Here is a 23,019-nt window from a genome sequence, read left to right as displayed (position 1 = left end):
TCAGTAAAAAGCTAGGCAGCCGCTTGGTCTAGATCAAATGCACGATGCAAGGCGCGAACAGCCAATTCAAGATATTTTTCATCCACGACAACTGAAATTTTGATCTCGGAAGTGGAAATCATCTGAATGTTGATGCCCTCTTCAGCTAACGTGCGGAACATTTTGCTGGCCACACCAGGATGGGAACGCATGCCAACACCGACTGCCGACACCTTGCAAATCTTGTTATCCCCATCAATCGTCAGTGCTCCGATGTGAGGTTTTATTTGATTTTCCAACATTTTCTTCGCCCGAGCATATTCGCTGCGGTTAACGGTGAACGAAAAATCCGTTGTGCCATCATGGCCAACGTTTTGGATAATAATATCGACATCAATATTGGCTTCGGCAATCGGGCCTAGAATTTGATAAGCAATACCGGGGCGGTCGGGCACACCCGATACGGTTAGTTTGGCTTCGTCGCGGCTAAACGCAATGCCTGAAATAATAGGTTGTTCCATAGTGGTATTTTCCTCAAAAGTAATCAGTGTGCCAGCAGTTTCCTGGCCTTCTTCTTCCAGGCTGGAGAGCACGCGCAGCTTGACTTTGTACTTTCCTGCGAATTCGACGGAGCGAATCTGCAAAACCTTTGAACCCAGGCTGGCCATTTCCAGCATTTCCTCAAAGGTGATTTGATCGAGTTTTCTGGCGGCAGGCACGATGCGTGGATCAGTGGTGTATACGCCATCAACATCGGTATAAATCTGACACTCTTCTGCCTGCAGGGCGGCAGCAAGGGCCACGCCGGAGGTGTCTGAACCACCCCGGCCAAGCGTGGTGATATTGCCGTCAGCATCCACCCCTTGAAAACCGGCAACAATAACGACGGTGTCATTGTCCAGATCATGGCGGATGTTGCTGTCCTCGATCTCCAGAATCCGTGCTTTGGAAAAGGCACTGTCTGTCAAAACCTTTACCTGGCCGCCGGTGTAGCTTTTGGCTTTCAAGCCAATATCACGTAGTGCCATAGCCAGCAAAGCGATGCTGACTTGCTCGCCCGTGGCAAGCATCGCATCCATCTCGCGCAGATCGGGCTGGGGGGACACCTCATGCGCCAAAGCAACCAGCCGGTTAGTTTCACCGCTCATGGCGGACACTACGACAACAATCTGATGCCCCTGCGCTTTCCAGCGCGAGATACGTTTGGCAACATTGCGGATACGCTCGGGCGAGCCCATCGATGTGCCACCATATTTCTGAACAATTAACGCCATTTTTATTTCTTAATGAGAAAAAAGATAATTTTACCCGATACCTCGTTGATATCATGGTGACATCGTGCAACTTTTACAAGGTTCGACTTTATCAAAAGAAAACCATCAATTCTTTACACACGGAGCACGAAATGAACCGGATAAAACAACCTGTCCCCTCGCAACTCGCACCACAAGAGCGTTGTTCCTGGTGTGGTAGTGATCCGCTTTACATGGCTTATCACGATACCGAATGGGGCGTGCCCTGTCATGATGAACGCACGCTGTTTGAATTTTTGTTGCTTGAAGGCGCGCAGGCTGGTCTGTCATGGATCACGATTTTGCGGAAACGCGAAAACTATCGCCGCGCCTTTGATGGCTTTAACGTGGAAAAAATCGCACGTTATGGTGAACAGGATATCGTACGCCTGCTGACTGATACAGGCATCGTGCGCAACCGGCTGAAGATTGCCGCCAGCATCACCAATGCCCGCGCCACACTGGCGCTTTACGCGCAAGGCGGCACGCTGGATCAGTTGTTATGGCAGTTTGTTGATGGCCGGCCGCGCATCAATCACTGGCGCACCATGGCGGAAGTGCCCGCCATTACCCCAGAAGCGGAAGCCTTGTCAAAAGATCTCAAGCAACGCGGCTTCCGTTTCATTGGCCCGACCGTCATGTACGCGCACATGCAGGCCACGGGCATGGTCAATGATCATCTGATAGCGTGTCATCGCCATGGAGCGCTGGGCGGCTGAGCGCGCAACGAACCATTGACCCACCGCTTTGCGCCTTCTGATGTCTTTTCTCGCCGTACCGCCAGCGCCGACTTTTCAGTGCATAGTCCGCACGGTACAGGATGCCTACCAGGTCAACTGATACCCGATATACGACAAGAACTTGTTTGTCGAACTGGTATTCGTCAGACCATACCCGGCGGAAAACAGCAGGTGGTTATGCCCGTCGAAGTGGTAGCTCCCGCCCAGATTGAATCCCGTGCTGCTCCCTTCGCCTGGTGCTTGCTCGGTGCCATGGAATATCTCCCCGCCCAAAGTCAGGTGCTCGCCAATGTCTTTTTGCAGTTGCCAGCCAAAAAACCAATGACATGTAGCTGGAGGTCGGGCGCTGCACCGTAGTTATATTCGATATGTGGCAGCGTTCCTGCAGTGCCGTCAGCCGTTTTCGTTTGCTGTGAGGCGATGTAGAACTCATGATGCCGGTATTCAACCGGCTCGGGATCATCCGTCAGAAACGGCGGGCCCGCCACGGCAAAACACGAGGTGAATAGCAGCACACCGGCGACAGCAGGCCAGGCTAGCAATTTTTGGGTGCAGGTCATTTTCTTCCTCAATCAGCTCGTTGGAAAGCTTCTTGAGTTTGATCTTAACCGCCGCGGCAACAGGCTCGTAGCCAATGATCACCGGCAGCCCTGTCAGCGCCGCAATTGACGTGACAAGACGCAACCACGCCGTCTCACCAGCGCGCCCCGCAGGAAATACCCTTGGGGTGCCGACTTTTCAGCCCTTGGTAAACACCAGTTGCCCCTTGGCCACATCCACGCGAATCACATCCTTGGCGGCGAACTTGCCTTCAAGCATCTGCTTGGCCAGCGGGTTCTCGATTTTTTCCTGGATTGCCCGCTTCAGCGGCCGTGCGCCGAATATCGGATCAAAGCCTGCTTCGGCAATCAGCGCCAGCGCCGCTTCGCTCACTTGTAGTGTCATATCCATGCGCGCCAGACGCTTTTCAAGATACTGCAACTGGATGCGGCCAATCTGCGCAATATGCTTCTCGTCCAGCGCATGAAAGACCACGATTTCGTCAATCCGGTTGACAAACTCGGGACGGAAATGCGTCTTCACCTCGCCCATCACGGCGAGCTTGACCACGCCATAATCCGAGCCGGACATCTGCTGGATCATCTGGCTGCCCAGGTTGGAGGTCATGACGATCACCGTGTTCTTGAAATCCACCGTGCGGCCCTGGCCATCGGTCATGCGGCCATCATCCAAAACTTGCAGCAGCACGTTGAATACATCCGGATGCGCCTTTTCCACCTCATCGAACAGAATCACCGAATAGGGCTTGCGCCGTACCTGCTCGGTGAGATAGCCGCCTTCCTCGTAACCTATGTACCCCGGCGGCGCGCCAATCAAACGGGCGACGGAATGCTTCTCCATGAACTCGCTCATGTCGATACGAATCAGATGGTCTTCGGCATCAAACAAGAATCCGGCCAGCGCCTTGCACAACTCGGTCTTGCCCACGCCCGTGGGGCCGAGGAAGAGAAAGGAACCATACGGCCGGCTTTCTTCCGATAAACCCGCACGAGAACGCCGGATCGCATCCGATACCAGCCGCACCGCTTCATCCTGGCCCACCACGCGCGCATGCAAGCGGTCTTCCATGGTTAGCAGCTTCTCGCGTTCGCCCTGCATCATTTTGCTCACCGGGATGCCGGTGGCGCGTGACACGACCTCGGCGATTTCTTCCACGCCGACTTGCGTGCGCAAAAGCTTTTTCGTTGCCGTCTCACCAGGGCCGACTTTCTGCGCCGCTGCCTCTGCGCCTTTCAGTTGCGCTTCCAGCTGTGGCAACTTGCCGTATTGCAACTCGGCCAGTTTGTCGAACTGTCCCTTGCGTTGCAATTCAGCCATCTGCACACGAAGACGGTCGATCTCTTCCTTGATATGCGCCGAGCCCTGAACCTGCGCCTTTTCAGCCTTCCATATTTCTTCCAGATCGTTGTATTCGCGCTCCAGCGTAGTGATTTCCTGCTCGATCAGGGACAACCGTTTTTTCGATGCGTCGTCCTTCTCTTTCTTCACCGCCTCACGCTCAATCTTCAACTGAATCAAGCGGCGTTCGAGCTTATCCATGACCTCCGGTTTCGAATCAATTTCAATCTTGATGCGCGCGGCTGCCTCGTCAATCAGATCAATCGCCTTGTCCGGCAAAAAACGGTCGGTGATGTAGCGGTGCGACAATTCCGCCGCCGCAACGATGGCCGGATCCGTGATGTCCACACCGTGATGCAGTTCGTACTTTTCCTGCAGGCCGCGCAGAATGGCAATGGTCGCCTCGACGCTCGGCTCATCGACGATCACCTTCTGAAAGCGCCGCTCCAGCGCGGCATCCTTCTCGATATATTTGCGATATTCGTCCAGCGTCGTGGCGCCAATGCAGTGCAACTCGCCGCGCGCCAAGGCGGGTTTCAGCATGTTGCCGGCATCCATCGCGCCTTCAGCCTTGCCCGCGCCAACCATGGTGTGCAGCTCATCGATGAAAAGAATGATGCGGCCTTCATCCTGCGCCACTTCCTTCAACACGGCCTTCAGGCGCTCCTCGAATTCACCGCGATACTTGGCGCCAGCCAAAAGGCCCGCCATGTCCAGTACCAGCACACGCTTGTCTTTCAGCGTGTCCGGCACTTCGCCATTGACGATGCGCTGCGCCAACCCTTCGACGATGGCCGTCTTGCCTACCCCAGGCTCACCGATCAGCACCGGATTGTTCTTGGTGCGCCGCTGCAGAATCTGCATCGCGCGGCGAATTTCGTCGTCACGCCCGATTACCGGATCAAGCTTGCCCGATCGCGCGCGCTCGGTCAGATCGAGCGTGTATTTGTTCAGCGCTTCGCGCTGCCCTTCAGCGTCCTGTGAGCCGACATGCTGTCCGCCACGCACTTTTTGAATTGCATCCTCCAGCGCCTTGCGTTGTAATCCGGCCTCTTTTAACAAGCGCCCGGCCTCACCCTTGTCACTGGCCAAAGCGAGCAGAAACATCTCCGAGGCAATGAACTGGTCGCCTGCCTTTTGCGCTTCCTTGTCGGTCACATTAAGCAGATTGTTCAGATCCCGGCCGACAGACACCTCACCGCCATGCCCCTCGATTTTTGGCAAACGCTCAAGCGCTTTACCCAAGGCGGCTTTCAGGCTATCCACATTAACGCCAGCACGTGCCAGTAAAGAGACCGTGCCACCATCATCCTGACTTAACAACGCCAAAAGCAGATGCTGCGGCTCAATAAACTGCTGGTCATTGCCCACGGCCAAGCTTTGCGCATCGGCCAGTGCTTGCTGAAATTTAGTGGTGAGTTTATCGAGGCGCATTGCTATCCCTTTCCAAAAGTATTTCAGGGTAGCTGGGGCAAGCTTATGTATTTTTCAAGGGTCATGCTGCTTTTGCAAAAAAAAAGAATTAACGACCGGATATCAAACTGATGCGATTTAATCCGGGAATTTTTTGCAAGCAATGAAAAACAGGGGTGAAAAGCCGTTCGAGCAAGCGGGTGCTGCGCGCTGCGAACGGGGTATAAAATCCCCAGCTAAACGCAATCAGGCTGAGGAATACGCCCCCAATGAAAATATCCGTGCCCCAATGTGCGCCTGCGACCAACCGGGGCAACAGAAAAATAGCGGTTAATAGCCAGATCAGCACACGCTGCCATAACTTTGCGAACGGAGAAAGAAACATCGCCCAAAGCAACAAAACAGACGCATGGTCGCCAGGAAAGCTATTTTTTGAGCTGTCCTTAATGTGCGAAAACTTCTCCCAGTCAGGGAATAGTTCACTAAGACGCACTGCACCATCCAGCACCAGCGACGGGCCGGCGTGCTGCCAATGCATCCACTTGACCCATTGAGCAAATAGTCCAATCCGTATAACAAGCAACAAAAATAAAACCGATAAAAAAGCATACAACGCCGTGCGCACCTGATCTCTGGCAAATAGCCAGTTACCTTTGATCAGAAATCCCACCATGACCAAGCCGACGCCCATATCCGCCAACCGCATACTGCCAAAAGCCCAAAGATGCGCCCATGTGCTGCTGGTCGCCAGTGGCGCATTCAGGTAATGAAATATCTGCCTGTCGAGCTGATCCCACGGAGTGCGGGTAGGGTGCCATAGCCAGCTGGTGAGCAGCACTATGGCGATAATGTGACAGACCATGAGCCTGGGCCAATCCCAGCGGCCTTGAAATAGCGTGGAGTTGTCTAATCTGAGGGGGCGATTTCTCATGGTCATATTTGGCAGTTGCCGAAAAGCGAAGGAAAAAACTACCTATCAGAAAGCTTGGTCGGTATGCGTTGTCGACCTTGAAGAAAAACAATCAATCCAGGAATACTCACAATGATAAGCGTTATACCGTACAGCAGCGACATCATCAGCACAATGGTTTCGTCCGCGCCAATTAAAGAAAACAAGCCGACTAACGCGCCCTCTCGTACCCCCCATCCAGCAATGGATGCTGGAATAATCGTCAATATCAGCGCTGGCGGCACAATCGCAAAATAGGTCATTAGATCGTAGCGTAAACCGAGCGCCCATCCGGTGGCATAAAAACCCAGCATGGCGAAAATCGGCACGAGTATCGACAAAATGAACAACATAAACCGGTTGTTGGCAAAGGCCAAATCAAGACGATCCGAAATCGCTTTTACAAAGGCCCATTGCGAGTAACGATTGAGCCAGGAAATCCGATTTAATACCAAGAGACTCGCTATTCCCGACAAACCCAGTACGGTAAGCAACAACATCAGCCGATACACCTGCAAGGGGAGTAAAGCACTGTCAAAGACATACGCCACGAAGGTCAGTAGTATCAGTGCCCCAAGCCCCGCAATTCGATCAATCGCTACACCATACAACGCATCGCGTTTGCGAAATCCACACCTAGCGACATCCAGTACCCGTATGGCATCACCGCCAATGCTCGTCGGCAAACCCTGGTTAAAGAACATCCCCTTGAAATAACTGCGCCAATAGAAGGTAAACGACTGGCCAAACTGGAGATTGCGCATAATCAGCTGCCAGCGGTAGGCTGAAATCGCAGTACTGGCAAACTGCATTACCAGCGCAGCGGCCAGTAAATCGGCTTGCGCATTTGCCATGACACGCCATGCCTGCTGAGCATTGATCGAACGCACAATAAGCACCAGTATGCTTGTTGTCACCAGAACCCGCAGCAGCAATCTGATGGCCGGAGCAGAAAAAAATGATTTAGCAGCACGCATGAAGGGGCAAAAAGTACCCACTTAATCAGAAGAATCGCTATCCGCGCTGCCGGTTAACGGGTTTGCTGTTGATTTTTCTTGATACCCTTTAACCAACCGGTAATAGTAATGGCCGCTTGGCTGACCATTTTTTGAAATGATCATTTCGTGAATTTCACCCGCCGTTTTGACGCGTTCAAGCACCCTACCCGTCCGTAAATGATCTCTATCATTACTGACTAGCAACATCGTTTTGCCATGTTGCTGCGCTAAAGGAAACCAGAACTCATACATCAAGCCAACACTGGCAAAAAGATGCTCGCTGGCCGTCTGAAATGCAGGTACATGCGCTGTTTTTTGGTTGCTTGATTCAATAGATTGCGTACGATAAAAAGCCAACCCACTGGCGATTTTGTTTCTATCCATGCCCACAACCAGTATGTCATTACCTATTTCTTGCTCTAGCTGGGTGACTAATTTTTCCATCTCCCCGCCAAAGGTTCGCCAGCCAATCAGGTGCATGTTTTTGGGATAACCCACACCAGGAAGACCCAGGCTTAGCCAGTGCAAAGAAGCACCGTAAAAAAGCAGGCAAACAACAAGTGTCGGCACCCATGCCCTGCGACACCAAGCCAGTAATCTTGTTGGTGCGACCACTGATTTTTGCGTTAATAGCAATGCCATTAAAGGCACAAGTGCAAGCCAGCTGGGGCCAGTCCAGTTCAATTTACTGGCTCTGAACAGGCTAATGGTTGCAAATACAGACACAGGAAATAACGTGAGCCAGATGAGTAAAAAATAATTGCACTTTATCCGCTCTGTAGGCGCTTGAGTAAAAGAGGCCATATTCGCCAAAAGTGGCTTTCGCGATAAAACAATGGCAAAAACTGACAAAACACCAATTGGCGTCAGAAAAACAATCACATTGCCAATAAAGCGCGGGAGGGAAAACGAAAACTTGCTAGCTAATCTGCCTTGACTTTGGAAGGTAAATGATGCCCAGTGATGATCAAAATTCCAAATCACCACGGGTGAAAAGAGCAGGAGCGCAATCACTACGGCAATATAGGGTTCAGGGCGGGTAAACCACTTTCTTGATGACCGGTTTATCAGTAAAAACAACACCATGGCTAAACCTAACAAACTGATGGTGTATTTTGAAATCAACCCCAAACCAATCGCGACGCCTAAACCCAGCCAGGCGCGCTTTTTTTCATTGCCGATAATCTGATAGAAAAAATACACCGCCATCGCCCAGCACGCCGTCACCGGGGCATCAGGGCTCATGAAAAATCCAAATGAAAAATAAACCGGTAACATCGCCATGATAGCCAATGCGCGATAAGCGATGGATCGATTAAACAGCTCAAGGGTTAGCTTGAAAATAAAATAAGCCGTCACAAACCAGCACATAAACGCGCCAAGGCGCACTGCAAATTCAGTGTTCCCCAGCAGAGAAATCATCGCTTTGATGATCCAGGCCACCATCAATGGATGGTCGAGATAACCAATATCCAGATGTTGGGCGTAATTCCAGTAATACGCTTCTTCAAAAAGCAGTTCTGGCGCGCCCAGATAGAACAGTCTTAACAGAATGGCATAGGCTGTGAGGAGTAAAAAAATAGTGTCCAGGTTTTTTTCAGGGGCAAGACAGCCCGTACGCGGGGCATAAGAAAAGACGTAGATCAGGCCAAAGAACGCAAAGACAGAAAAAAAAGCAGAAACAAGTTGCGCAGTCACGATTGGAACAGACGCCACTTGAACCAAACTCGCTAGTAGCCCACCACGCAAAAAAAGTATCAGCAGCGCAATGACAAACCATGCCAAGAAACGGGGTAAACGTGGCGTTTTCGCCATAGGGTTGAGGGGGCCAACTAAAGACAATAGGCAGCCAAATAGTGCGGCAACCATAAAGCTCGTCATATGCGCATATGCCAGCGAATCAGCTTGAGCGGAGAGAAAACGAAAAATAGCGGTATCCAGAGTGAATGTTAAAACGCCAATCGCAATGAGCTGGGCTCTACCGGATAAAAAACTGAGGGAGGAAATCGATTGCATAGTTTATTTACTCATCTGCATGATGTGGTTTTGCCTGTGCCGATTTATTTTCTGCCAGCGCCTGGCGCAACTGGACTAATACAGCCTCGGGTTTGATGACTTGAAGGCATACATTGTCAGCACACGGGGTTTTTCGATGATTGGCTGCACTAACGCAAGGTGAGCAAGCAAGCCCCGCATAAATCGGGGTGCTGTTGCCTAATGAGCCGTATAGCAATGGAGTTTCCGGGCCAAACAAGACAAACGTGCGCAAGGGGGTGACCGCTGAAAAATGTCCTGGACCGGAATCATTGGTCAACATGAGTTCAGCCATTTGATAAAGCGCTGGCAATGCGTCTAATCCGTGGCAACCCGCAAAATTGATACACCGATCGCTGTTGACATGTTTTTGCAAAACTGCCGCTCTGTCCCGTTCTGCCGGGGAGCCAGTGATCAGGACAAGAATATTTTCGTCGTCAGCCAGCAAATTCCGCATGACGACGACAAAATTTTCTTGCATCCAGCGTCGTTGCGGTAAAAGATCGCTCGCATTCGGATTAATAATCACCAAACGATGGCGCGTTGCATCATAGCCTGGGTATTCCTTCAGGATTTTGGCGCGCATAGCGGTAATTGCACCCTCGTCGACCCGTGCCTGCGCCAGCGTGATTTCGCTATCATCCACCACAGTTTTTGAGAAGGGATGCTCTACTTTTTTCGCCAGGGCCGCATTGACCAGCGCAATAAAATTTTTCGCAATATGCCGATGCGGGTTGTACATCACCCGATGCGTAAGCATCGCACCCCGGTATAGTCCTTCATTATGAAAAGCATGAAAACCAACGCGATTGACTGCGCCAGACAAGCCAGTCAATAGCGCGCTGTAACGAGAAAATAGCTCCAAGTCGATCACTGTATCAATTTGGTGACGACGAGCCCAGAACAGAAAGCGCAGGCTATCCCGAGTGATATTTAAAAAACCATCTTCATTAATCGTAAAAATATGCCTTTCGGGTACGGTATCCAGCAAGCGCAAGCTGACTGCATTCGATTTGAAAATCAAAAAATAGAGTTCTGTTTTTCCATCCCGCTGCATTTTTCGCATCGCGGGATCTGCCAGGATAGCACTGCCCATTTCAGAGAGTTCAATGAACAAAACCTTTTTTGGCGGGCTGACTTTATCGTTCCATAGCCATCCCATCAGGCGCGTCCAGAGCGTGGCCACAAGACATAAGGGAATGCCCGCAAAGTAGTCCACCTTGCGCATAAGATCGATATTCATTCGGTATTGGCTCTTGAAAGATCAGGTAAAAGTGGCGCGTGCGGATGAAATTCGTGCACGTCTGCATAAACGGAATGGGGCCAAATTGTACTAGCAGTCACCCATGCCACGCGGACTGCGATGTAAGTATCATCGCTGCATCATGCAAACTCAGGTTGATCTTCTCATTGTCGGCGGCGGCATCCAGGGTGCTGGCATTGCGCGTGACGCGGCAGGTCGCGGGTTAAGCGTCGCTTTATATGAGCAAGACGATATTACCGGGGGAACATCATCTGCCAGCAGCAAGCTGATTCATGGCGGCTTGCGCTACCTTGAAACCGGTGAGTTTCGTCTAGTCCATGACTCATTATCCGAGCGGCAAACCTTGCTGCGCATTGCGCCCCATTTGATGCAGCCATTGCGATTTGTCATTCCGCATACACCACAACTGCGCCCGGCATGGATGATTCGTCTCGGCCTCATGTTTTACGACCTGCTGGGCGGTCACCAAACCTTACCTTCATCACAAACGGTTGATTTGGCGACTTCTGTTTACGGCGAAGCCTTGCAGGCGAGTTACTCAAAAGGTTTTATTTATTCTGATGTTCAAACCGATGATGCGCGCCTGGTCATTCATAACCTGCGCGATGCAACAGAGCGTGGCGCCAAGGTGTTCACCCACATGCGCTTGATCAGCGCGCATCGAGAAGGTGCCGCTTGGCATGCCAGGCTAGAAAATACGCAGACTAACCGCCAGACAACGGTTGTAGCGCGTGCCCTGGTCAATGCGGCTGGCACCGGGGTTGCTGCGCTGCGTGACCAGTTGCATCCCAGCGAACAATATCTCGGCATTCGTTGGGTTAAAGGGAGTCACATCGTTATTCCCCGGCTCTATCCTGGCAAGCATGCCTACACCTTACAGAACACAGATCGCCGCATTATTTTTCTGATTCCGTGGGAACAAAATTACACCTTGATCGGGACGACAGATATCGAGATCAGTGACGCGTCTACCCCACCCAAAGTGACCAGCGAGGAAGTGACTTATCTGTGTGAAGCGGTAAATCATTATTCAAAAAAACCGGTTCAGGCAAGCGACGTTCTATGGCAGTTCTGCGGTACGCGTGCGCTATTTGATGAAGGCGGACAAAATGATAACCGATCAAGCAATGCCAGCCAGATCACACGTGACTATCATTTGCAGTGTGATAGTCTGACTGGCCAAGCCCCTTTGCTGTCTATCTTTGGCGGCAAACTAACCACTTATCGGCGCGTGGCTGAACAGGCTCTGGAAAAACTGACGCCGTGGTTTCCGGCCAGTGGTCAGCCGTGGACAGCACGCGCCGCGCTACCCGGCGGAGATTGTCCGCTGGCTGAAACCATCGGCCATCTGCACGCCAGCCACCCCAACTTGCCCCCGGCATGGCTAGAACAACTCGCCCGCCGCCACGGCAGCCGCGCCCTGGCGTTGCTGGCCGATGTGCGAGAAACAAAAGACCTTGGCCTGGACTTTGGCGGAGGCCTGTATGAAATAGAAGTGGCGCATTTCATGGCACACGAATGGGCGCAAGAAGCCGACGATATCCTTTGGCGGCGAACCAAGACCGGACTGCACATGATGCCGGAGCAACGCGCTCGGTTCGCCGACTGGCTTGCTTCACGCGGTTCGCGCTAATTTTCCGTACGAATAATGCTTATCCGGCTTCTGTGATTGATAGGCTCATGGCGTAATGCGACACACAAAATGATGCGCACCAATAATATCTTTGCTGGAATAGATGACGGACCGGAATCGACCCGAAGGGGTATACGATTTTCTCTAAAGCGGCCATTCAATGATGTCATGTCACTGTACTTGACGAGGTGTTGTCAGGAAGCGTAGGTGGAGATTGAAGGTCTCTCCATAGTTCCTCTGCGTTGTTTGTTCGGAAGGCGGCGTGCCGTCGTAAAGCTTTTTCCAGTGCAAAGTTTAATGGGGGTGGTAATTGCAGAGCCATTTCGCGAGGACGACCAGCCAGAATCTCATCACGCGTGAAGCGAAGTTCCTTGTCGTGCATGATCTCAAGAAATAGCAAACCCATGTGGTATATGTCGATTCGGCGGTCAAGTGGCCCGTACTCTGCTGGGTCAAGAGCCTCAGGCGGAAGAATCCATTCAGCGAGGGTGTTAGCCGCATCCAACTCGCCAAACATTTTACTAACACCTAGGTCGCCAAGTTTGAATTGAATAGCTCCAGGATTGTCTGAACGCATTTCATCTCGTGCAAATGAAGCAAAAACGTTGTTAAGGTGAATATCCTGATGTGCGTACTTATTTACATGGAGGTAGTGCACTGCCTGCAAAAGACATCGGGCTATCGACATTAGCCACAATGAACCATCATACTCATCGAGCGTAAAAAGCTGAGTGAGTGGGCAGTAACAGCGCTCGGTCACTATGTAGAAAGTATTTCTGTACTCAAAGGCGTCGTACATACGTAATGTAAGGATGTCGCAATAATAAGCGCTGGACCTCTGCCATCGTCGCCGCCTGAACCTCTTCGTATGTTCGAACCGGCTTCATCACCTTAACTGCCAAGTCATTGCGCCACCCATCTGCACACGCAAAGACGAGTCCGAAGGAGCCTTCACCAATTCTGTCGCCCATCGTGTAGGTCGTTCCGGTTGCGAGACTAGTAATCACCTTACCTGGACTGGGTGGGACGACGCCCTTCAAGGGCGGTGCAACTGGATGGGGTTCGTCGGTACTCATTTGATCTGTCTCCGTACAGCCTAACGAATGCAGTGGATCGAATTCGCGTCGTGCCACCAGTCAGATGGAATAACAACCCAGACCGTCCGATTTTGGCCGATAGGCGAGAACCAGAATAATAGGAGACGTACCACGTTTTCCGCCGTCTCACCAGCGCCGACTTTTCGTAAGCAACGAAATTGCGCCTGTTTCCATGCGTACCAGAAGGCCTCAATGAGTTTTTCTGCAGGGTAGTTCTCGACACGGCTTTTTGATCTTCGCTGAATACCTTCTTTGACCGAAGATCTGTCGTCCGCCGAGACAGCCAGTAGCGCTCGATTCATTGGACATTCTTAAAGAAAAATAATCTGAATTCATCGTACCTGGCCGAACTGCTCGCGCAAACTATTCACAGTGACTTGTTCGCCACGGACGCGGAAGAATGCACCCGCATCGTCGGCGCGCTCGGCCAGCACTTCACAGCGCGCGAATATTTCGCCGCGCAGTTGCTGTGCCGACCAGGGAAGAAGCTGGCGTTCAAACCCGGGGTCGCTGGCGTCGATGACGTGGCGCAGGAGCAATGCATCCAGCGCCTCATCCAACGTTGATTTGAACGAGGCGACCAGCCCGTGCGGCAGGTTCTTGATGAAACCCACCGTGTCGCTGACCAGCACGCGCGGCACGCTCTCGGGGTGGAGGGCGCGCACGATGGTGTCGAGCGTGGCGAAGAGTTTGTTGGCGACCAGTACTTCGCTGCCGGTGAGTGCGCGCATCAGGGTGGACTTGCCCGCGTTGGTGTAGCCGACGAGCGCCACGCTGGCGAGTCCCCCTTGTTGTCCTTGGCGCCCTTGTCGTCGATTCCGCTGCGTCTTGCTTGGCCGCTTCGCGCAGGCGCGGCGCCATGTAGCCGAGGCGCGCGATCTCCACCTGCGCGCGTGCGGCGCGGGAGCACGCGTTGCGGTGGAATATCTCGAGGATGACCAGGGTGTGGTCCATCACTTGGCAGCCGATCTCCTTTTCGAGGTTGCGCGCCTGCGAGGGTGAAATTCCATGGTCGACGAAGATGACCTCGAGGGGCTCAGCGGTATTCATGGTGGCAGCATCGGTGGCAAAGTCGGTGGCAACCCCGCTCCCCGCGTCGCCGTGCGCTGACTCGTGGTCTGGCGCCGGTTCGTTGTTAACAAAGCGGCGTATCTCCGCCAACCCCCAGATAGGCTGTCGAGTCGAAACCGGAACGCTTCTGCATGAACGTGCGGGTGACGGTAAATCCCAGCGTCTTGGCGAGCTCGCGCAGCTCGGTCAGTGACGCTTCAAACTCAACGTCGCTCACGCTCGGCAGCTGCACGGCTGCCACGACGGCATACCGGGGCTTCTCTTTAACTTCTTTTTGCATTCGGCGATGGCGGCTCTTGATGGCGGGAAGGCGGATAGTACCCGCTAATGAAATACTCGCCGATAGTGAATTCCTCCAGCTTGTGTGCGCAGGCGTACAGAGCAAACGGAAACAAAGGCGAATAATTCACCTACCTCCCCACCGTCAATTTTTTCAATTGGCGGATTACGGCTCCCGGTTGTACTTTTTTCCGGGAGCCTGTTTTTTGTGATTGATAAAATGTCCCATCTCGCTCCTGCAGCCCTAGCACCGCTCAAGACGCTTTTTGAAACGAAGCGCGGCACGCTGCTGCCATTGCCTCCCAAACTTTCGCGCCTGTACGGAGACCTGCGCATGCCGCCGCCACGCCCACATCCGCACGTCTTCAGCAATTTTGTGACCACGCTGGACGGTGTCGTCTCGCTCAATGCGAAGGGACACGCCAGTGGCGCGGACATCAGCGGATTCAGCGCCCAGGATCGCATGGTGATGGGCCTGTTGCGCGCGGTTGCCGACGTGGTGATCATCGGCTCCGGTACGCTGGGCGCAGACCGTCAGCATGTCTGGACTGCCGAGGCCATTTTTCCGGCACTCGCGGAAGAATATCGGCGGCTGAGAAAAGCGCTCGTCAAGTGCGAGACGCCACTGAATGTGATCGTGAGCGGCGGCGGCGAGATCGATCTTCGCTTGCCGATATTCGCCTCTGGCAAGGTGCCGACCCTGATTGTTACGACGACAGCAGGCGCAAAGCGCTTGAGCAAGCAACGCACACCCGATACGGTCGAAGTCCGCGCAATTCGTCATCGTGGAAACGCGATTCCGGCGAACGCCATCCTTGACGAGGTGTGCCAGGTGAATCCTGGCAAGCTGATCCTTGTCGAAGGAGGGCCGCGACTACTGGGCGACTTTTACGCGGAACGACTCATCGACGAACAGTTTCTGACACTCGCGCCGCAAATTGCCGGCCGCGACACTGGTGACGGACGGCCCAGCCTGGTCATGGGCAAAGCGTTCGCGCCGCGCGACGCCCTCTGGGGAAGCTTGATCGACATGCGGCGTGGCAGTAGCCACCTGTTTCTGCGCTACTCATTTCCTTAGTTTCGGCCTGGTCAGATACGGCCAGTGCGGTAGCGTACAGACGATTCTATTTCCGTCGTCATAAGATTCGGATACGATTGAAATCATCGCTGTAGGAATTTCCATCGAACGCTTTTATGAAATCCTTCGTCTTAACCATAAAGGATGATTTGGAGAAACTCATGAGTTCGACTACAACACCCGTTGCGTCTCCGATCCACGCAGACCCTGCGTTGCGCATATTGAACTGCTTGTTGCGCAGCTTCCGTGGCTCAATGGCATTGCGCCTGTGGAACGGTATCACCCACCACATTGGACGCGCATCGCCCGCCTTCACCCTTGTCGTAAGGGATTCCGCAGTTCTCAGGGCACTGGTTCTGGACCGCAGCCCGATTTTGCTGGCTGATGCGTATTTTCGGAACCGGATCGATTTTGAAGGCGACTTGTATGCCGTGCTTCGTCTGAAAGAGCACTTCCAAACCTTGGCGCTGTCATTACGCGAACGCTGCGCCCTGTGGATAGACGCAATGCGGCTACCGCGCAAGCATGTTTCGGCCTTATCACCCGCGCACAATACCGCGTTAAAGGCCGACGAGTCGTTCTCTCATAGCCATTCCAAAAAGAGCGACCGCGCCGCCATCTCGTTCCACTACGATTTATCCAACAGCTTTTACAAGCTGTGGCTGGACGAGCAGATGGTTTATTCATGCGCCTACTTCGAAACGCCGGATGACACGCTGGATCAGGCACAGCGCAATAAGCTGGATCACATCTGCCGCAAACTGCGTCTCGTGTCGGGCGAGCGCTTTCTTGATATCGGTTGTGGCTGGGGCGCGCTGGTATGCTGGGCGGCGCGCAATTACGGCGTGCGTGCGCACGGCATCACCCTGAGCCAAGAACAATTCGAATATGCGCAACAACGTATCGCCACCGAAGGACTGGGCGATCTGGTATCCGTTGAGCTGCGCGATTATCGTGACATGGAAGGCGAGGCTGTCTTTGACAAGGTTGCCAGCATCGGCATGTTCGAGCATGTGGGCCTTGCCAACCTTCCCGTCTACAACGCCAGTGTGTATAAAGTGTTGCGACCGGGTGGGCTGTTCCTGAACCATGGCATCACACACGACGAAGAGGGCTGGCAACCAACCGTCGATACCGAATTCATCAACCGTTATGTCTTCCCCGACGGTGAACTCGACACCGTGAGCAATATTCAGCGTGGCATGGAAAACGCCGGTTTTGAGATTCACGATGTGGAGGGGCTTCGCCCCCATTACGCGTTAACGCTACGGCATTGGGTACAGCGGCTGGAAACCTCTCACGATCAGGCCTTGCAATATGTCAGCGAAACCGCATATCGCGTCTGGCGGCTCTATATGGCGGCATGCGCACTGGAGTTTGAAGCGGGTGGTACGGGCATTTACCAGATTCTGGCTTCGAAATCCGGTGCCACCACGCGGCCCTTACCGCTCACGCGACGCGACCTGTATCAGTAAGTCAGCCGGGGTTACAGTGGCTCATCGACTTGTTGAAGCTGCGGGATTCTGACGATTTGCTCTTTGATTGCGTTTGCTTTGTCTGGTCCTTGGGTCGCTAAAGCACCTGTGTTCTGTCACCGGGTTCGCATCTTCTGTTCGGTAGCGCACAAAATAGCCCAAAAAATCAGCGCATCATGAAATCGTGTGGAGTTCAATCTCCATAATATTATCAGTTACAAATCGAAAACGACTTCAGTACTACTTACTAATTAAAGGAAAAGAAAATGACCAACATACAACGCGCCTTGCATAATTCCATTCTCGTGGTGGCGGCTGCATTTTCGCTCGGCGCACTGAGTAGCCCTGCGGATGCTGCCACTGCAGAAGACCTGAACAAGGATGCCTCCCAGGCACTGCAAACCTTGTACAAGACTAATCCTGTGGCCGAAAGTATTGCCAAGAAGGCAAAGGCGGTTTTAGTGTTTCCGCATATCGTCAAAGCCGGGCTCGTATTCGGCGGCAGTTATGGTGAAGGTGTGTTAACCAAGGATGCACATCTTGTCGACTACTACAGTTCGGTTTCCGCCTCCTGGGGCTGGCAAGCAGGTGCGGAGTCTTACGGCTACGTTGTATTTCTCATGACTGACAAGGCCGTGAAATACCTGGAAAAATCGAAGGGATGGGAATTTGGCGTAGGCCCAACCGTGGTCGCGGTGAATGAAGGGGTCGCCAAAAATCTGTCAACCTCGACTCTCAAGGATGATGCCTACGCCTTCATTTTTGACCAACAGGGGCTCATGGCAAGCTTGAGCATCGAAGGTACAAAAATTTCCCGCATCAAGCGTTGATCTGAGAATCCATGAACACAGCAACATGGATTGACCTTGATCTGGCGATCATCCAGTTGCTGTCATCCGTAAACTGTAGAGAATCGGAATTTTTTATAGGGAAATAACATGCGCCAATACCAAATTGCAGTTATCGTCGGCAGTCTTCGCCGGGATTCATTTAACCGCAAACTGGCAGATGCGATTGTGAAACTGGCACCACCGGAGTTCTCGTTCAAGCAACTAAGCGTCGGGCACTTGCCGCTCTACAACCAGGATGACGACGGGAGCCCTTCCGACTCCGTCAAGCGGCTGAAGGCCGAAATCACAGTGTCGCAGGGTTTGCTGTTTGTCACTCCTGAATACAATCGCTCGATCCCCGGGGTACTCAAGAATGCGCTTGACCACGCCTCGCGCCCGTATGGCCAAAACGCTTGGGCAGGTAAGCCTGCAGGTGTATTGGGTATTTCAATAGGTGTCATCGGTACGGCCATGGCACAACAGCATTTGCGCAACATTCTCGCGTATCTGGACGTACCGACCCTTGGTCAACCGGAAGCATTCATCCAGGCAAAGGAGGGATTGTTTGACGAAGCTGGCAACATCGGTTCAGACAGCAAAGAATTCCTGCAGAACTGGATGAATCAATATGCTGCTTGGGTGAAGAAACATGTTGTCTAACTTACTAAAGAAAGTACGGTTTGTTAGTCTCTTGGACGGCGCGAAAGGATAACTCAATGGAACGAATCATCGCAAGGCGATTTCAGACAAAAGACGATGCAGATGCCGTTGCGGCATTGATTACACAATATATCGATACTACAGATATCTGCATTTTTCACAACAATCCCCCAGGGTAGGGTCACTGGCCGGTGCGCTGGGCGGACGCCGAAATCCTAATCCAGCCGCATTCGCCAGAACGCCGTTCGGGCGACATCATGTTGTCGGTGCATATTGTGAACCCAATAAACGAAAAGCGCGTGATTGCCACCCTGCGCGCGCAAGGTGCGGTGGATATCGAACAGGCGCAGGGCGAATGGCGTAATGGAGAATGGGCGGATTTCAATCCGCTGGCAGCACCGCAATTGGTTGAAAACCTGGTCAATTGATTTACACATTGGAGAATAAACATGCCACTCAAAAAAGGATCCAGTCAGTCGGTCGTCAGCAGCAATATCAAGACACTCGTCGATGACTGGAAGAAAGATGGATCGATAGGCACCAGCCATCCGCCGACAAAGGAAAAGGCGATCAAGCAGGCGGTTGCCATTGCCTTGACCAAGGCTGGCAAAAGCCGCAATGCACCATCGCACAGACGTAAAACCAGCTGAGTACGAGTCCATCCTGTCCCGTTTTCTCTCGCAAAGGACGATATGCGTTTCTTTCGCCCGCCTGGAGAGGCAAGCCCCTCCAGGCAATACCTCAACTTTTTCTTGAGTAAGGATAGCGGCCATGGAATTGAACACTGAAAAAATCGGCCGTTTGGTGCGTGAATTGCTGGTCGAGATCGGCGAGGATCCCGCGCGCGAAGGCCTGCTCGATACGCCGAAGCGAGTGGCGAAGGCACTCGAATTCCTCACTTCGGGCTATCGCACCGATGCCAAGGAGCTGATCAACGGGGCGTGCTTCACCCAGGAAACCAGCAGCATGGTCATCGTCAAGGGCATCGAGTTCTACAGCATGTGCGAACACCATATGCTGCCGTTCTTTGGCCACTGCCATATCGGTTACATTCCCAGCGGCACCGTATTCGGCGTGAGCAAACTCGCCCGTCTGGTGGACATGTACGCACGACGGCTGCAATTGCAGGAGCGTCTCACCGAGCAGATTTCTAATGTAGTGATGGAATCGGTCAATGCCAAGGGCGTGGGCGTGATAATTGAAGCGCGCCACCTGTGCATGATGATGCGCGGCGTGGAGAAGCAGAATTCGACGATGGTGACTTCGTCCGTTCTCGGGGAGTTTCGCGATTCATTCGCCACCCGGGAGGAATTCTTTTCCCTGATCGGACGCCGCACCTAAACCACACACTCGCCCTGATTGATCGAGAATTCTTAGTGATGTTTTGCCAGATGCTTGAGCTACATGCCAGCTACCTAATGTTGCCGGCGTGGTAAGGATAGTGCGTCCACTTGGAAGTCGAATCCTGTCATTGTTGACTGATGTGGTTGTCGACAGCCGCAATCACGGTCGCCGTGATGTCAGCCGCCAACGGGTCGTAGACATTCAAATCCTGCATGCTCTTCAGCCATGTCAGTTGCCGTTTAGCTAACTGGCGAGTGGCAAAAATGCCGCGGTCGCGAAGCTCGCCTTTGGGAAGTTCGCCTTCAAGCATCTCCCAGACTTGACGATAACCTACGCAGCGCATGGCCGGCAATCGGGCATCCAATCGATATTTTTGGCGGAGCATGACCACCTCGTCTACCAAACCCTGACTAAGCATGGTGTCAAACCGTACCGCGATACGTCGATGCAATTCACTGCGATTTTCAGGTACCAGCGCCAGCGTCAAAAAATCATAGGGGGGCACTGATTTTTTCTGTGCGACAAATAAGCTGCTCATGGTTTGCCCTGTCAGGCGGATGATCTCAATGGCACGTTGAATACGTTGGGCATCTGTGGGTTTCAAGCGTGCCGCGGTTTCAGGGTCTATTTGTGCAAGCTCGGCGTGAAGGGCGGGCCAGCCCCTCGCGGCGGCTTCCAGATCCACCGCGGCGCGGAGTGGAGAGTCAGCATCAGGTAAATCGGCCAGCCCTTCGCGCAGAGCTTTGACATACAGCATGGTGCCACCCACTAGTAACGGAATACGCCCCTTGGCAGTGGTTGCGGCCATTTCTCGCAAGGCATCCATCCGAAAACGCGCGGCGGAATAACGCGCTTCCGGCGTGATCAGGTTAATCAAGCGGTGGGGGAACTGAGCCTGCATTGCGGCGTCTGGCTTTGCGGTGCCGATGTCCATATCGCAAAACACTTGGGCAGAATCCACACTGATAATGTCGCAGGCAAAGCGCGTGGCGATCTCACACGCCAGCGCGGTCTTGCCGCTGGCCGTCGGGCCGATTAAAAAAATCGCGGGAGGCAGCTCTGTTGGCAATTTCATCGACCGCGCATGAAGCGCTTGTCAAGCTCGGCCATTGGCAGTTGCACCCAGGTCGGGCGGCCATGATTGCATTGGTCGGCGCGTTCGGTCGCTTCCATCTGGCGCAACAGCGCATTCATTTCCGGCAAGGTGAGATGGCGGTTGGCACGCACAGCACCGTGGCAAGCCATGGTTGACAACAACGCATTGCGCTGTGTTTCCACGACGCGGCTAGCCGGTTGCTCGGCCAGGTCTTGCAATAAGGCGCGCACCAGCCCAACAATATCGCCGCCAGACAGTATGGCAGGAATAGCGCGCACGGCCAGCTCACGGGGTCCGATGCTGGCCACAGTGAAACCAAGGGTATGCAGCGCTTCCATTTGTTCAGTTGCGGTCGCTAATTCACGCGCACTGACAGAGAGCACGATGGGCACTAACAAGGCTTGCGTCGCAGGCGAGCCCGCATCAAGCAAGGTTTTCAGCTGCTCATACAAAATCCGCTCGTGCGCAGCGTGCATATCCACCAATACCAAACCGTGCGCATTTTCCGCCAGCACATAAATACCACGTAACTGAGCGATGGCGTAACCCAAGGGGGGCGCAAGCGCGTTATCCGCCGGTGGAAAGCCTGACGCAGAAAGAGCGTTTTCTGCCGTGCGTGCTAGTGATGTGTCGCCTGCATCCGCAAATGCTGCGCGGGCAAAGTCTAAATAGGGTCGTACCGCTGCTTCACTCATACCCAGCGGCACTTGATACGTCGAGGCGGTTGGATAGGGCGAAAAATACGATATATCGGACAAACCATTGGGTGAGTTGTCATTGGGTGAGTCGTCTACCGGGTGATTGGCATCCTGCCCATGTTCATCTGCCCCCACCCCAGACAGCGGCGTAGCCAAGGTGCGTTGTATGGCGTGAAAAACAAACTGGTGAATGCCGCGCGCTTCGCGAAAGCGCACTTCTGTCTTGGCGGGATGCACATTGACATCAACCCCCGCTGGATCCAACTCAAGAAACAGCACATAGGCTGGATGACGCGCCCCGTGCAGAATATCTTCATATGCCTGGCGCGCCGCATGCATCAGTAACTTGTCGCGCACAAAACGGCCATTCACAAAAAAGTACTGTTCATCTCGCCCTGAGCGCGAATACGCTGGCATCGCCGCAAGGCCAGACAGCCGCAACGGCCCGGCAGCCACATCAATTGCCCGTGCATGAGGAAAAAACGCCTCGCCGATGATCTCCTTTGCTCTGCGCGAAAAGTTCTCGAAGGGACGCACCGCGCTGGCGCTGGCAAGACGCCACTTTTCGCGCCCTTGATGCGTCAAACTGAATGCAACATCGGGCCGCGCTAACGCGATGCGTCGAAACACCTCATCGCAATGTGCGAATTCGGTAGCTTCGGCCTTGAGAAATTTGCGCCGCGCCGGTGTGTTGAAATAAAGATCGGCCACCTCGATCATTGTACCGCCCGACAACGCTGCCGGCTGCACGGAGTCCCCCTCATCGCCTGACCGCTGCAAACGCCAGGCATGCGCAGCCCCTACTTGTTTGCTCGTTACCGTTACCCGTGCCACGGCAGCAATGGATGCCAGCGCCTCACCGCGAAAACCATAACTGGCTACGCACTCCAGATCTTCCAGGCTGGTTATTTTGCTGGTGGCATGGCGGCTAAGCGCCAAGGGCAAATCGTCTGCCGCTATGCCACAGCCATCATCAGCCACGTGGATCAGTCTTACGCCGCCTTCTTCAAGTCTTACCTCAATTTTTGTCGCCCCCGCATCCAGGCTGTTTTCCAGCAACTCTTTGAGTACTGAGGCCGGCCTCTCGACCACTTCACCTGCTGCAATCTGGCTAATCAGCAAGTCAGGCAATGGCCGAATTTTTTGTTCTGAACGTGGGGTATTCATGGGGATGGATTATAGCTTCCGGT

Annotated in this window: 21 protein-coding genes and 1 pseudogene; 9 read left to right on the top strand and 13 right to left on the bottom strand. The window is 53.3% G+C overall.

The window, feature by feature from the left end:
• Window positions 1-11 precede the first annotated feature (11 nt).
• On the bottom strand, window positions 12-1,253 hold the full coding sequence (locus PG1C_RS07525) for an aspartate kinase (protein ID WP_202634218.1): 1,242 nt from the start codon (window positions 1,251-1,253) through the stop codon (window positions 12-14).
• Window positions 1,254-1,384: 131 nt separating this feature from the next.
• Between PG1C_RS07525 and PG1C_RS07520 the strand changes: the two genes are divergently transcribed.
• Window positions 1,385-1,990 carry a DNA-3-methyladenine glycosylase I gene (locus PG1C_RS07520; protein WP_202634217.1) on the top strand — a complete coding sequence of 202 codons (606 nt, stop codon included), beginning with the start codon at window positions 1,385-1,387 and terminating at the stop codon, window positions 1,988-1,990.
• 296 nt (window positions 1,991-2,286) lie between these two features.
• On the opposite strand, the gene PG1C_RS07515 is transcribed toward PG1C_RS07520, so the two are convergent.
• The 6 genes from PG1C_RS07515 to PG1C_RS07490 all read right to left on the bottom strand — a co-directional run bounded on the left by PG1C_RS07515 (window position 2,287) and on the right by PG1C_RS07490 (window position 10,547).
• Window positions 2,287-2,571, bottom strand: a complete 285-nt coding sequence (locus tag PG1C_RS07515) for a hypothetical protein (RefSeq protein ID WP_202634216.1) — start codon at window positions 2,569-2,571, stop codon at window positions 2,287-2,289.
• Window positions 2,572-2,749: 178 nt separating this feature from the next.
• On the bottom strand, window positions 2,750-5,344 hold the full coding sequence (gene clpB / locus PG1C_RS07510) for an ATP-dependent chaperone ClpB (RefSeq protein WP_202634215.1): 2,595 nt from the start codon (window positions 5,342-5,344) through the stop codon (window positions 2,750-2,752).
• An 88-nt stretch (window positions 5,345-5,432) separates the two neighbouring features.
• A complete protein-coding gene (locus PG1C_RS07505) occupies window positions 5,433-6,185 on the bottom strand; it encodes a phosphatase PAP2 family protein (protein WP_202634214.1) in 753 nt (250 codons plus the stop codon).
• Window positions 6,186-6,292: 107 nt separating this feature from the next.
• Window positions 6,293-7,249: a lysylphosphatidylglycerol synthase transmembrane domain-containing protein gene (locus PG1C_RS07500; RefSeq protein WP_284431740.1), complete on the bottom strand. Its 957-nt coding sequence runs from the start codon at window positions 7,247-7,249 to the stop codon at window positions 6,293-6,295.
• Window positions 7,250-7,270: 21 nt separating this feature from the next.
• Window positions 7,271-9,286 carry a glycosyltransferase family 39 protein gene (locus PG1C_RS07495; RefSeq protein WP_202634212.1) on the bottom strand — a complete coding sequence of 672 codons (2,016 nt, stop codon included), beginning with the start codon at window positions 9,284-9,286 and terminating at the stop codon, window positions 7,271-7,273.
• Between the two features lie 7 nt (window positions 9,287-9,293).
• On the bottom strand, window positions 9,294-10,547 hold the full coding sequence (locus tag PG1C_RS07490; protein ID WP_202634211.1) for a glycosyltransferase family 9 protein: 1,254 nt from the start codon (window positions 10,545-10,547) through the stop codon (window positions 9,294-9,296).
• A gap of 142 nt (window positions 10,548-10,689) precedes the next feature.
• Here PG1C_RS07490 and glpD point away from each other — a divergent pair, with 142 nt between their 5' ends.
• Complete coding sequence (glpD, locus tag PG1C_RS07485) at window positions 10,690-12,201, top strand: glycerol-3-phosphate dehydrogenase (protein ID WP_202634210.1); 1,512 nt, start codon at window positions 10,690-10,692, stop codon at window positions 12,199-12,201.
• A 166-nt stretch (window positions 12,202-12,367) separates the two neighbouring features.
• Here glpD and PG1C_RS07480 read toward each other — a convergent pair whose 3' ends face one another.
• From PG1C_RS07480 to PG1C_RS07465, 4 genes and pseudogenes are all read right to left on the bottom strand, one after another.
• Window positions 12,368-13,000: a protein kinase domain-containing protein gene (locus PG1C_RS07480; protein ID WP_202634209.1), complete on the bottom strand. Its 633-nt coding sequence runs from the start codon at window positions 12,998-13,000 to the stop codon at window positions 12,368-12,370.
• Complete coding sequence (locus PG1C_RS07475; protein ID WP_202634208.1) at window positions 12,984-13,277, bottom strand: protein kinase family protein; 294 nt, start codon at window positions 13,275-13,277, stop codon at window positions 12,984-12,986. Before PG1C_RS07475 ends, PG1C_RS07480 begins: the two co-directional genes overlap by 17 nt.
• Before the next feature lie 20 nt (window positions 13,278-13,297).
• Window positions 13,298-13,600, bottom strand: coding sequence for a hypothetical protein (locus tag PG1C_RS07470; protein WP_202634207.1), 303 nt, complete (start codon window positions 13,598-13,600; stop codon window positions 13,298-13,300).
• A 30-nt stretch (window positions 13,601-13,630) separates the two neighbouring features.
• Window positions 13,631-14,649, bottom strand: a pseudogene (locus PG1C_RS07465) (HflX GTPase family protein).
• Window positions 14,650-14,868: 219 nt separating this feature from the next.
• On the opposite strand from PG1C_RS07465, the gene PG1C_RS07460 reads away from it, so the two are divergent.
• From PG1C_RS07460 to folE, 7 genes are all read left to right on the top strand, one after another.
• Window positions 14,869-15,726 (top strand): dihydrofolate reductase family protein, encoded by an 858-nt coding sequence (locus tag PG1C_RS07460; protein WP_202634206.1) that lies wholly within the window; start codon window positions 14,869-14,871, stop codon window positions 15,724-15,726.
• Between the two features lie 161 nt (window positions 15,727-15,887).
• Complete coding sequence (locus PG1C_RS07455; protein WP_202634205.1) at window positions 15,888-17,201, top strand: class I SAM-dependent methyltransferase; 1,314 nt, start codon at window positions 15,888-15,890, stop codon at window positions 17,199-17,201.
• Window positions 17,202-17,467: 266 nt separating this feature from the next.
• Window positions 17,468-18,031 (top strand): lipid-binding SYLF domain-containing protein, encoded by a 564-nt coding sequence (locus PG1C_RS07450; protein ID WP_202634204.1) that lies wholly within the window; start codon window positions 17,468-17,470, stop codon window positions 18,029-18,031.
• Between the two features lie 108 nt (window positions 18,032-18,139).
• A complete protein-coding gene (locus PG1C_RS07445; RefSeq protein ID WP_202634203.1) occupies window positions 18,140-18,691 on the top strand; it encodes an NADPH-dependent FMN reductase in 552 nt (183 codons plus the stop codon).
• Window positions 18,692-18,966: 275 nt separating this feature from the next.
• Window positions 18,967-19,119 (top strand): hypothetical protein, encoded by a 153-nt coding sequence (locus PG1C_RS07440; RefSeq protein ID WP_202634202.1) that lies wholly within the window; start codon window positions 18,967-18,969, stop codon window positions 19,117-19,119.
• A 21-nt stretch (window positions 19,120-19,140) separates the two neighbouring features.
• Window positions 19,141-19,341, top strand: coding sequence for a hypothetical protein (locus tag PG1C_RS07435; protein ID WP_202634201.1), 201 nt, complete (start codon window positions 19,141-19,143; stop codon window positions 19,339-19,341).
• Between the two features lie 121 nt (window positions 19,342-19,462).
• Window positions 19,463-20,032: a GTP cyclohydrolase I FolE gene (gene folE, locus PG1C_RS07430; RefSeq protein ID WP_202634200.1), complete on the top strand. Its 570-nt coding sequence runs from the start codon at window positions 19,463-19,465 to the stop codon at window positions 20,030-20,032.
• A 127-nt stretch (window positions 20,033-20,159) separates the two neighbouring features.
• On the opposite strand, the gene miaA is transcribed toward folE, so the two are convergent.
• Entirely contained in the window at window positions 20,160-21,110 is a 951-nt protein-coding gene (gene miaA / locus PG1C_RS07425; RefSeq protein ID WP_202634199.1) for a tRNA (adenosine(37)-N6)-dimethylallyltransferase MiaA, read from the bottom strand.
• On the bottom strand, window positions 21,107-22,996 hold the full coding sequence (gene mutL / locus PG1C_RS07420) for a DNA mismatch repair endonuclease MutL (RefSeq protein WP_202634198.1): 1,890 nt from the start codon (window positions 22,994-22,996) through the stop codon (window positions 21,107-21,109). Before mutL ends, miaA begins: the two co-directional genes overlap by 4 nt.
• Window positions 22,997-23,019 lie beyond the last annotated feature (23 nt).

Origin of the sequence: Rugosibacter aromaticivorans (genome assembly GCF_000934545.1) — a bacterium.
GTDB lineage: Bacteria > Pseudomonadota > Gammaproteobacteria > Burkholderiales > Rhodocyclaceae > Rugosibacter > Rugosibacter aromaticivorans.
The sequence above is the reverse complement of the archived record's forward strand: the minus strand, read 5'-3'. Positions and strand labels throughout refer to the sequence as shown.

Excerpts from the sequence above, each read along its gene's own strand:
- PG1C_RS07525 (WP_202634218.1), bottom strand. The coding sequence starts at position 1,253 with ATGGCGTTAATTGTTCAGAAATATGGTGGCACATCGATGGGCTCGCCC.
- PG1C_RS07520 (WP_202634217.1), top strand. The coding sequence starts at position 1,385 with ATGAACCGGATAAAACAACCTGTCCCCTCGCAACTCGCACCACAAGAG.
- PG1C_RS07515 (WP_202634216.1), bottom strand. The coding sequence starts at position 2,571 with ATGACCTGCACCCAAAAATTGCTAGCCTGGCCTGCTGTCGCCGGTGTG.
- clpB (WP_202634215.1), bottom strand. The coding sequence starts at position 5,344 with ATGCGCCTCGATAAACTCACCACTAAATTTCAGCAAGCACTGGCCGAT.
- PG1C_RS07505 (WP_202634214.1), bottom strand. The coding sequence starts at position 6,185 with ATGGTCTGTCACATTATCGCCATAGTGCTGCTCACCAGCTGGCTATGG.
- PG1C_RS07500 (WP_284431740.1), bottom strand. The coding sequence starts at position 7,249 with ATGCGTGCTGCTAAATCATTTTTTTCTGCTCCGGCCATCAGATTGCTG.
- PG1C_RS07495 (WP_202634212.1), bottom strand. The coding sequence starts at position 9,286 with ATGCAATCGATTTCCTCCCTCAGTTTTTTATCCGGTAGAGCCCAGCTC.
- PG1C_RS07490 (WP_202634211.1), bottom strand. The coding sequence starts at position 10,547 with ATGAATATCGATCTTATGCGCAAGGTGGACTACTTTGCGGGCATTCCC.
- glpD (WP_202634210.1), top strand. The coding sequence starts at position 10,690 with ATGCAAACTCAGGTTGATCTTCTCATTGTCGGCGGCGGCATCCAGGGT.
- PG1C_RS07480 (WP_202634209.1), bottom strand. The coding sequence starts at position 13,000 with ATGTACGACGCCTTTGAGTACAGAAATACTTTCTACATAGTGACCGAG.
- PG1C_RS07475 (WP_202634208.1), bottom strand. The coding sequence starts at position 13,277 with ATGAGTACCGACGAACCCCATCCAGTTGCACCGCCCTTGAAGGGCGTC.
- PG1C_RS07470 (WP_202634207.1), bottom strand. The coding sequence starts at position 13,600 with ATGAATCGAGCGCTACTGGCTGTCTCGGCGGACGACAGATCTTCGGTC.
- PG1C_RS07460 (WP_202634206.1), top strand. The coding sequence starts at position 14,869 with ATGTCCCATCTCGCTCCTGCAGCCCTAGCACCGCTCAAGACGCTTTTT.
- PG1C_RS07455 (WP_202634205.1), top strand. The coding sequence starts at position 15,888 with ATGAGTTCGACTACAACACCCGTTGCGTCTCCGATCCACGCAGACCCT.
- PG1C_RS07450 (WP_202634204.1), top strand. The coding sequence starts at position 17,468 with ATGACCAACATACAACGCGCCTTGCATAATTCCATTCTCGTGGTGGCG.
- PG1C_RS07445 (WP_202634203.1), top strand. The coding sequence starts at position 18,140 with ATGCGCCAATACCAAATTGCAGTTATCGTCGGCAGTCTTCGCCGGGAT.
- PG1C_RS07435 (WP_202634201.1), top strand. The coding sequence starts at position 19,141 with ATGCCACTCAAAAAAGGATCCAGTCAGTCGGTCGTCAGCAGCAATATC.
- folE (WP_202634200.1), top strand. The coding sequence starts at position 19,463 with ATGGAATTGAACACTGAAAAAATCGGCCGTTTGGTGCGTGAATTGCTG.
- miaA (WP_202634199.1), bottom strand. The coding sequence starts at position 21,110 with ATGAAATTGCCAACAGAGCTGCCTCCCGCGATTTTTTTAATCGGCCCG.
- mutL (WP_202634198.1), bottom strand. The coding sequence starts at position 22,996 with ATGAATACCCCACGTTCAGAACAAAAAATTCGGCCATTGCCTGACTTG.